The sequence below is a fragment of the Muriicola sp. genome (assembly GCF_049669965.1).
Classification (GTDB): Bacteria; Bacteroidota; Bacteroidia; order Flavobacteriales; family Flavobacteriaceae; genus Muriicola.
This window is the reverse complement of sequence record NZ_JBATLB010000253.1, coordinates 1-8,154: the sequence shown is the minus strand read 5'-3', so window position 1 is coordinate 8,154 and position 8,154 is coordinate 1. Positions and strand designations below refer to the sequence as shown.

Genomic DNA, 8,154 nt, shown 5'->3' with positions numbered 1-8,154 from the left:
GCTTTATCTTTGAACCACAAACCCAACATATGGCCTCGGGATTTTTTGCTGTTTTAGATGACGTCGCTACCCTATTAGACGATGTGGCTACCATGGGGAAGATCGCCACCAAAAAGACCGCCGGGATCCTGGGGGATGATCTGGCGGTGAATGCAGAAAAGGCCTCTGGCTTTGTGTCTAAACGAGAACTCCCGGTACTATGGGCCATTACCAAAGGGTCGCTTTTAAACAAACTTATCATCCTCCCCATTGCCTTTTTACTAAGCGCCTTTGCTCCCTGGGCGGTGACCCTTATCCTGGTGCTTGGGGGCCTATATCTGGCCTATGAAGGAGCCGAAAAGATCTATGAGTTCTTTGTGCCTCATGAAAAAGCGCATATCCCCTCAAATCTTCAACCCATTCAAAAAAGTGATATTCTTGCCATGGAAAAAACAAAGATAAAGTCGGCCATTGTTACCGATTTTATCCTCTCCATAGAAATAGTCATCATAGCCCTTGGTACCGTTTTAAGCGAACCCCTTACTACTCAGATCCTCGTGGTGTCTTTTATAGCTCTTCTGGCTACCGTAGGGGTGTATGGGCTGGTAGCGCTTATTGTGCGTATGGATGAGTTTGGCGCGCGCTTGATCCGCCTAAATGGGGAAGACAATAGTATTTCTGATAAAATTGGGCGATTTTTTGTAAATGCCCTGCCGTGGGTGATAAAATCCCTCTCCGTTATTGGGACCATTGCCTTACTCCTGGTCTCCGGGGGGATCTTTGTACATAATCTGGAATTCCTGCACAACCCTTTCGCATGGCTACCAGATCTGATCTATGAATTTGGGGTAGGACTACTGGCCGGACTTGTGGTGTTGGTGTTAGCGAAGGGAGGAAAGAAGTTATTTCTAGGGAAATAAATTCCAAAAGAACAAGCACCAAATTCCAATGTTTACTCTTGATATTTGGGGTTTATTCTCGATAGCTATCGGGAGTGGACGGGACTGGAAGAGGTGCAGAAGAGGGTAGGGATTGAACTTCCTCAGCATTCCTTCGAAAAATAATTTACCCTTCGGGAGGCAGGCGCTCAATATGACAGTAGCCCCCTGCCAAGAAATCTATACTAAGGCTAAAATGCTATTCCCCGGGAAGGTCTCATACGCTAAAAAGGCTTTAGCGATGAAGCGGCCAGGGGAGGGTTTGTCCGGAATTATAGCTCCTATATAAAACAGGACAGCCATCCACGCTGTATACATTACTTTCCTATCTATAAACTTTTAGGATATGAAAACAAAGCTGTATACCGTGCTATTGGGCTCATTCTTGTTTTTTGTGTCGGCTAACAGCCAACAAGTCTCTGTAATAGAACCCCTTTTTGTTAGAGTATATAACGGGCAAGGGGTCAAAATTTCCAAAGGCAAACTGCTTGCCATCAATGAGGAAGGACTGGTGTTACAAAGAGGGAAAAAGACAGACACTATTGCAACGGCAGACATTGCCTGCATCAAGACAAAAAGGGCCCTGGGCCATGCCATAGCGATTGGGGCCTTATTTGGTTCAGCGGCAGGAGTAGCAACCGGGGTATTCAACAAGTCGGGCACCTTTGAGATTCAGGGACAACAAAAGCAACTATTAAAATTCAAGAAAGCCGTGCTCAATGGCTATTACTAAGTCCCGGCATCTTTTTCGTTCCGTTCCAGGTTTGATCGTAGAATTTGGAGTAGGGCTGCTAAAGGGAGGAAGAAGGTTTTTGGGAAGAAAAGTTAGAGAGACGAGGTTGGAAGTCGAGCCCGAAGATTTTCAGAAATAATGGTGTTGTCATTTACTCAGATATAAGTGAAGCCTCCAGTTCCCAATGAAAATTAAATCTGAGTCTATCACTTTTTTTCTTTCGTTCGTTTTAGCTTGATCCAAAACGAACCAAAAGATCAAGAAGGTTTTTGGAAATTTTTTGCTCTCGCAAAAACCATGGCGTGGCTATCGCTGCATGCTCTTTTTCATTTCATGAAACGCACTTCCGCTGGCCACTCCATTATTTCTGAAAACCTTCAGTGACCTGATAAAATTGTTTAGGAGTTGAGATGTGCCAAAGCGTCAATGTTAAGACTTAAAATACCAATAGTGCCTGCTCCCCTCTCGAAAGCCTCCAGGTGGGGGTTTGTCCGGAATTATAGCTCCTATATAAAACAGGACAACCATCCGCACTGTATGCGTTACTTTCCCATCACTAAACTTATTAGATATGAAAACAAAGTTGTATTGTATGCTGTTAGGTTCATTCTTCTTTTTTGTGTCGGCTAACAGCCAAGAATTCCAAGAAATAAAACCCCTTTTTATAAGAGTGTATAATGGACAAGGGATCAAAATTTACAAAGGCAAGCTGCTTAGCGTCAACGAGGAGGGACTGGTGCTACAAAGAGGAAAAAAGACAGATACTGTTGCCACGGAGGCCATTGCCCGCATCAAGACAAAAAGGGGATTGGGCCGTGCCATGGGGATAGGAGCCGTCCTGGGGGGCACCGGCGGTGCAATTGCAGGTGCTGACAGCGGTTCTTCCCTGGACAACTTATTTACAGATTTTGGCGCTTCAGAATCTACCAACTTTGACACTGCGGGCTTGTTCTCATTTGGGTTGATAGGCGCCGCTATTGGTACAGGTGCAGGAGCATTGTCCGGCGTATTCAACAAGTCGAGCACCTTTGAGATTCAGGGGCAAAAAAGCCAACTCTTAAAATTCAAGGCCGCAGTGCAAAAAGGCGATCGCTAAGGGCTGCTCACTGAAAGGACAGCGTTGGTGTTGGTGAATAGTGGGAAAAAGATATTTCTGGCGAAAAAATCTCAAAACACAAATAACAAATTCCAAAAGGTACTGTTGAGATTTGGTGCTTGTTTTTTGTAATTTATTATTTGGGGTTTCCTCCCAAATAATCCTTACATCAATCCCTTTTCCTCCAGGGTTTTTTGAAGTCGCGCATGGTTTTTCCAGAACCGGTCCTTGATCTTTTGGACCACGGCAATAAACTCCGGGTCGTCCTTTAAAGGTGCCATCAAAGGGTCTTTTTCTAGGAACAACAAAACCCAGTACTGTATGTTATCTTCCTCTGCAAAGATTTGTAGTTGTTCTATGGCCTGCGCTTCTTGGCCTTCAATAAGATATTTTACCGCCTTGCTGGCACTTTTATAAATAGATTCATCCCTTTCACAATATGCTGCGTAGGTCTTATAAAGATCCTCGGCCTCTGCTTTGAATCCCATTTTTTCATAGACAAACCCAATCTTACTATCTTCCTGTGCATAGATCTCCAGGCCGTTATCCTGCCTGGCGGTCACAAACTTTTTGTAGTACCTATAGGCCTGCTCATAGTCTTCCTGAAAATAGTACATCTTGGCCACCTCCTGCAACAGGTCCAGGCGAGTGGTATCTTTCTGCAACTCCACCATAAGTGATTCCCGGATCTTGTTCAGATCCCCGTCTTTGGCATACAGCACAAAGGCTTTTACCATGGGGGCATAGTAATTATCGGGGGCATAGCTAAGCGATTTGTCTATATTGACCAGTGCTTCTTCTACAAAACCACTTTGCGCCAGGGCGTTGCTTAAGCTCAGGTAGCTATAGCTTTGGACCACGGAGTCATTGGCACCCAAACGCAGCTGTATGCCTTTCAGGGCGTATTCCAGATATTTCTCCGTATTGGGGATCACCCGGGCGTAATAATCGGCCAGGATCTGTATGACCACAGTCGAGTTAGGGTTGTAATCCAGGGCCTTTTCCAAATGAGGCAGGGCCAGGCGGTATTCCCCGGTTTGGGTGTAGTACAAAGCCTTGGCAATCAAACTTTCGGCCAACTGCGAATCGTACAATAGCGCCTTGTCTGCATAGGTATTGATCTCTTCCGTGTATTGTTTTTCTTTCTGATATTCATCCAGGAAATAATACGCTATAGCCACCTGGGCATAGGCCAGGGAGAATTGTGGATCTTCTTCAATAGCTTTTTGCAGCAGTGGAATGGCGGCTTCCATATTTTCCTGGATTCTGGTGTACAGCAGGTCTATTCCCTGCAGGTAAAAGTCATAGGCCACCAGGTTTTCCGTCGGTTTTTTGTCTATTTGTTCCCGTTCTGCGGGGGTCACTATGGCTTGTACGGCCTCTGCGATCTTTTGGGCCACTTCGTTCTGCAATGCAAAGATATCTGTTACTTCCCGGCTGTATTGCTCTGACCAGATGGGCTGGTCACTGGCCGCATCTATCAATTGGATGTTGAGTAGCACTCGGTCTCCTACCCGCTGCCCGCTGCCTTCCACTAAATAATTTACATGCAGCTCCCGGGCGATCTCAGGGATACTGCGGGCGGTGGTACGATACTTTTCCACAGAAGTGCGACTCACCACTCTGAAATCTTCAATTTTTTGCAAATTGTTGAGGGTAGATTCCATCAGTCCATTGATAAAATAGACATTGGTGGCATCACTGCTCTCATTTTTGAACGGTAATACGGCGATCGACTTTTCCAGGACCACTTCTTTGGAGCTGGGCCAAAATGTATACAGCCCTATCGCAAGAAGGGCAATGCCTATTACCCCTGCGGCCAAAACTTTCCAGCGGAAGCCAGGCGCTTGTTTTGGTGGTAAGCCAGGATCTTTGAATTCTTGTTTAGCGGCTTCCCCGGGCGGGTATCCATACTGTTCCCGAAAGCATTTGATAAAGTACGAAGTGCTCCCAAAGCCCACCCGGTAGGAGATCTCTGAGACGTTGAGGGAAGTATCGCGCAATAGGTCCATGGCTTCGGCTAGTCGCAGTTTCCGAATAAACTGGCTGGCGGATAGTCCGGTTTCTTTTTTCACCTTTCGGAGCAGATTAGACCGGCTCATATGCACGGCGGCTGCCAATTCGGACACGCCAAAGTGTTCATTGGAGAGGTTCTCGAGAACGTGCGCACTGGCCTTCTCGATAAAAGAAGATTCGTTTAACAATGGGTCTGCCATACACTTGTTTGCTACTTCGAAAGTAGAAAAAAATAATCGCAACTGCACCTCTGCGCATAGTACAAATTAAAGGGGAGGCAAAGACATTTGCGTCATAAGTGTTATGTCTGCGTCATAATTTTCAGCCGCTTCCTCAAAGATGACACAGCTTGCAGCATGCCTTATTAGCGTTGCGTCACGGTCTGGCGGATCTTTGTAGCAGTTAAATAATAATCTAAAATAAAACAAATGAAAACTATTAGAATCAATTCGATCCCCTCCTTAGGGGTACTGCTATTAAGTGTCTTGCTGTTCACCGCCTGCGCCCAAAACAAGAAGAAGCCCTTGGCAGAAGCTGCTATAAATGCTCCGGAAATGGACCTGCAGTCGGCCGTGGTCTCAGACAATCTTACCGCGGTGAGACAGCATATTGAGGCCGGAACTGATCTGAACCAAAAAGATGCGTTTAGTAGTTCTACGCCTTTAATTACAGCAGCCACTTTTGGAAGAAATGAGATCGCTAAGGCGCTTATCAATGCCGGGGCGGATCTTAGCCTGAAGAACAATGACGGATCTACTGCCCTGCATTCCGCTGCTTTCTTCTGCCGGGTAGAAATTGTACAGCAACTTATAGATGCTAAGGCCGATAAGACGGTACTGAATAATTTCGGAGCTACGCCCGCACAAACAGTGATGGGTCCTTTTAAGGAGATCAAACCGATCTATGAAATGATGCAACAACAATTAGCGCCTATGGGCTTTCAATTAGATATTAATGAGGTGGAAAAGACCCGCCCTGTCATTGCCATGATGTTACAATAATCACTTTAAAACCACACTCTAATGATCATTGAAAGAAGACATGATATTGACTGGTTACGGGTGATCGCCATTGGTTTATTGCTGATCTACCACATTGCCATCATCTTCCAGCCCTGGGCCATGTTTATTGGCTTTATCCGGAGTCCGGAACTGATGGAATCCCTTTGGTTACCCATGACCGCTCTGAACGTGTGGCGCATTCCACTCTTGTTCTACGTCTCCGGGATGGGGGTGTTTTTTGCCCTGAGAAAACGCAACTGGAAACAACTCCTGGGCGAACGTGGGAAGCGTATTTTGCTGCCCTTTGTTTTTGGGATCGTGGCCATTACGCCCCTACATATGTATATTTTTCAGGACTACTACAATATGCCCCTGGGCTATTATCCGCATGCGGGGCATTTGTGGTTCCTGGGGAACATTTTTGTCTATGTGCTGGTACTTTCACCCTTGTTTTTCTACCTGAAGAAAAATGAGCTGGGGAGGTTTAAAAAGTTTTTGTCTTCTTTAATGAGTCATCCTTTGGGTCCCTTGTCCTTGTCCGTCTTTTTTATAGCAGAGGTGTTGCTGGTGAAGCCGCAAATGTTTGAACTGTATGCCGAGACCTGGCATGGATTCTTTATTGGGCTGCTGGCCTTCTTTTTCGGATTTATTTTAATGTATTCCGGGAAAACGTTTTGGCAGACATTGTTGAAATGCCGATGGCTCTACGCAGGCTTGGCTATAGGCCTTTACCTTGTTAGATTTCTGGTATTCAACCTGAAATCGCCCGGCTATCTGATAGCCATTGAATCCAATTGCTGGATCTTTGGATTATTTGGATTTGGATATAGATATTTAAACCGGCCCAGTGGGCTTTTAAGCTATTTGACCACCGCCGCTTACCCTGTGTATATCATTCATATGTTTGTACTGTATGCGGGGGCCTATCTTATTTTACCGCTCAACATTCCTGTGATTTTAAAATTCATTGGCATTGTTGGGATTACTGCAATCTTTTGTTACCTCATCTATGAATTTATCATACGAAGGATTGGAATTTTAAGGCCGTTGTTTGGTTTAAAAGGAACTGGGTTCCAAGTACCAAAAACCATCCCGAAAACTATCGGGACCAAATAGTCAAGCCATAAAGTTTATCAGAAAAAATAAAATAGACGTGTGAGGTACGAATAGGACTGACAGCCATATTAAAAATAACATTTCACGAAGTGAATAGGGTTGTAAGAATTTAAGAATCAATTAATAACTTTTAAAAATAGAAATCGATGGAAGTAGAAAATACAACAAAAAAGCAACAAGAACTTTTTTTGATCTTTGTTTTGATCCTGGTAGGCTTTACCGTATTGGGAGTAGGAATTGGAATGTTGCTAAGTGAAATATGGGCCTGTACCGTCATAGGGGTAGGAACAGGGTTTTTGGTAAATGCTATTCTGTTTCTTAGAAATTTCTTGTCGCGATCCTGATATTCCCGATAGCTATCGGGACTGGAGGGTCTCCTACGCTTAGCAGTTTCAGCGACAAAGCGGTCAGGAGTGGGATTGGCTAGTTCGCCTTGCATTAATCGTAATTGATACGATCGCGTATGGTACCATCCGCTCTATGGATAATTACATCAGCCTTATATTTTCTAGCCAGCCGTTTTGCTTTAGTAATAGCTGTATCCTGGCGTCTGTGTTTGGAGGTGATGCGTTTGTTCCCCTCCCGCCTTACGGCCCAACCGTTATCATAGGGTACCACATGCTGGTGCCAGGACCTGCCGTGTGTACTTTGCCGACTGCTTTTAAAAAAGAGCGCTACAAGATCCCTTAAAATGTCTATCCAGGAGCTAGATTTGTTGCTTTCGGGCATGTTCTATGTTTTTATCGTGCCGAAGATACTATTTTCAACAAAGAGTTGATGTCGGGGTTACTCCATTGTCATATCGAGCACCTTCTTTTTGTCATATCGAGCATCTTCTTTTTGTCATATCGAGCGGAGTCGAGATGTGACAAAATATCAATGTTAGCATCAAATTTCTATTCGAACCTACTTCTCCCCATTACTCCCGTTAGTTATTGGGACGGGGCGGGATTGGGAGGGTCCCATACGATGGAAAGCTTCAGCGACGAAGCGGACATGGGTGCGATAGGTTTAGTCCAATTTATTAATGCCTGGGTTCATATCCTAGAGGAAATGAACCGGAGAAGGCCCTCATCTGCATATATTAGCCCTTATAGCCCTGCAGGCTAGAGCTTTATATGGAGGTAGAAAGTTTTTCAGGAGCAACAATTTCTCCCGTTGCCATGGCCATCTCATAGTCAATGTGGACACGAAAAATAAGCTTGAGCGGGTCATAGCTTTTTCTTTTAAAAGTTAAAAGTAGGGGTTTGGTTGTTTTCAGGGAGCAGACTTCAT

General features: G+C 44.9%; 8 protein-coding genes. 5 read left to right on the top strand and 3 right to left on the bottom strand.

The annotated features are described in order from the left end of the window. The first annotated feature begins 29 nt into the window (after positions 1 to 29). From WBM49_RS12785 to WBM49_RS12775, 3 genes are all read left to right on the top strand, one after another. Positions 30 to 899, top strand: coding sequence for a DUF808 domain-containing protein (locus tag WBM49_RS12785; protein WP_424372440.1), 870 nt, complete (start codon positions 30 to 32; stop codon positions 897 to 899). A gap of 364 nt (positions 900 to 1,263) precedes the next feature. Continuing rightward, entirely contained in the window at positions 1,264 to 1,650 is a 387-nt protein-coding gene (locus WBM49_RS12780; protein ID WP_424372439.1) for a hypothetical protein, read from the top strand. Positions 1,651 to 2,221: 571 nt separating this feature from the next. Next, positions 2,222 to 2,746, top strand: coding sequence for a hypothetical protein (locus WBM49_RS12775; RefSeq protein WP_424372438.1), 525 nt, complete (start codon positions 2,222 to 2,224; stop codon positions 2,744 to 2,746). Positions 2,747 to 2,910: 164 nt separating this feature from the next. Here the strand turns inward: WBM49_RS12775 and WBM49_RS12770 are convergent, their stop codons facing one another. Then, entirely contained in the window at positions 2,911 to 4,962 is a 2,052-nt protein-coding gene (locus WBM49_RS12770; RefSeq protein ID WP_424372437.1) for a helix-turn-helix domain-containing protein, read from the bottom strand. 228 nt (positions 4,963 to 5,190) lie between these two features. Between WBM49_RS12770 and WBM49_RS12765 the strand changes: the two genes are divergently transcribed. Then, positions 5,191 to 5,763, top strand: coding sequence for an ankyrin repeat domain-containing protein (locus WBM49_RS12765; RefSeq protein WP_424372436.1), 573 nt, complete (start codon positions 5,191 to 5,193; stop codon positions 5,761 to 5,763). 21 nt (positions 5,764 to 5,784) lie between these two features. Continuing rightward, positions 5,785 to 6,879 carry an acyltransferase family protein gene (locus WBM49_RS12760; protein ID WP_424372435.1) on the top strand — a complete coding sequence of 365 codons (1,095 nt, stop codon included), beginning with the start codon at positions 5,785 to 5,787 and terminating at the stop codon, positions 6,877 to 6,879. 130 nt (positions 6,880 to 7,009) lie between these two features. Here the strand turns inward: WBM49_RS12760 and WBM49_RS12755 are convergent, their stop codons facing one another. Beyond that, positions 7,010 to 7,318 carry a hypothetical protein gene (locus tag WBM49_RS12755; protein WP_424372434.1) on the bottom strand — a complete coding sequence of 103 codons (309 nt, stop codon included), beginning with the start codon at positions 7,316 to 7,318 and terminating at the stop codon, positions 7,010 to 7,012. After that, complete coding sequence (locus tag WBM49_RS12750; protein WP_424372433.1) at positions 7,318 to 7,608, bottom strand: DUF2188 domain-containing protein; 291 nt, start codon at positions 7,606 to 7,608, stop codon at positions 7,318 to 7,320. The genes WBM49_RS12755 and WBM49_RS12750 overlap by 1 nt, the downstream gene beginning before the upstream one ends. Positions 7,609 to 8,154: the final 546 nt, after the last annotated feature.

Bases quoted from the DNA above. Each gene is read 5' to 3' on its own strand.
- WBM49_RS12755 (WP_424372434.1), bottom strand. From the start codon at position 7,318: ATGCAAGGCGAACTAGCCAATCCCACTCCTGACCGCTTTGTCGCTGAA.
- WBM49_RS12770 (WP_424372437.1), bottom strand. From the start codon at position 4,962: ATGGCAGACCCATTGTTAAACGAATCTTCTTTTATCGAGAAGGCCAGT.
- WBM49_RS12765 (WP_424372436.1), top strand. From the start codon at position 5,191: ATGAAAACTATTAGAATCAATTCGATCCCCTCCTTAGGGGTACTGCTA.
- WBM49_RS12775 (WP_424372438.1), top strand. From the start codon at position 2,222: ATGAAAACAAAGTTGTATTGTATGCTGTTAGGTTCATTCTTCTTTTTT.
- WBM49_RS12785 (WP_424372440.1), top strand. From the start codon at position 30: ATGGCCTCGGGATTTTTTGCTGTTTTAGATGACGTCGCTACCCTATTA.
- WBM49_RS12780 (WP_424372439.1), top strand. From the start codon at position 1,264: ATGAAAACAAAGCTGTATACCGTGCTATTGGGCTCATTCTTGTTTTTT.
- WBM49_RS12760 (WP_424372435.1), top strand. From the start codon at position 5,785: ATGATCATTGAAAGAAGACATGATATTGACTGGTTACGGGTGATCGCC.
- WBM49_RS12750 (WP_424372433.1), bottom strand. From the start codon at position 7,608: ATGCCCGAAAGCAACAAATCTAGCTCCTGGATAGACATTTTAAGGGAT.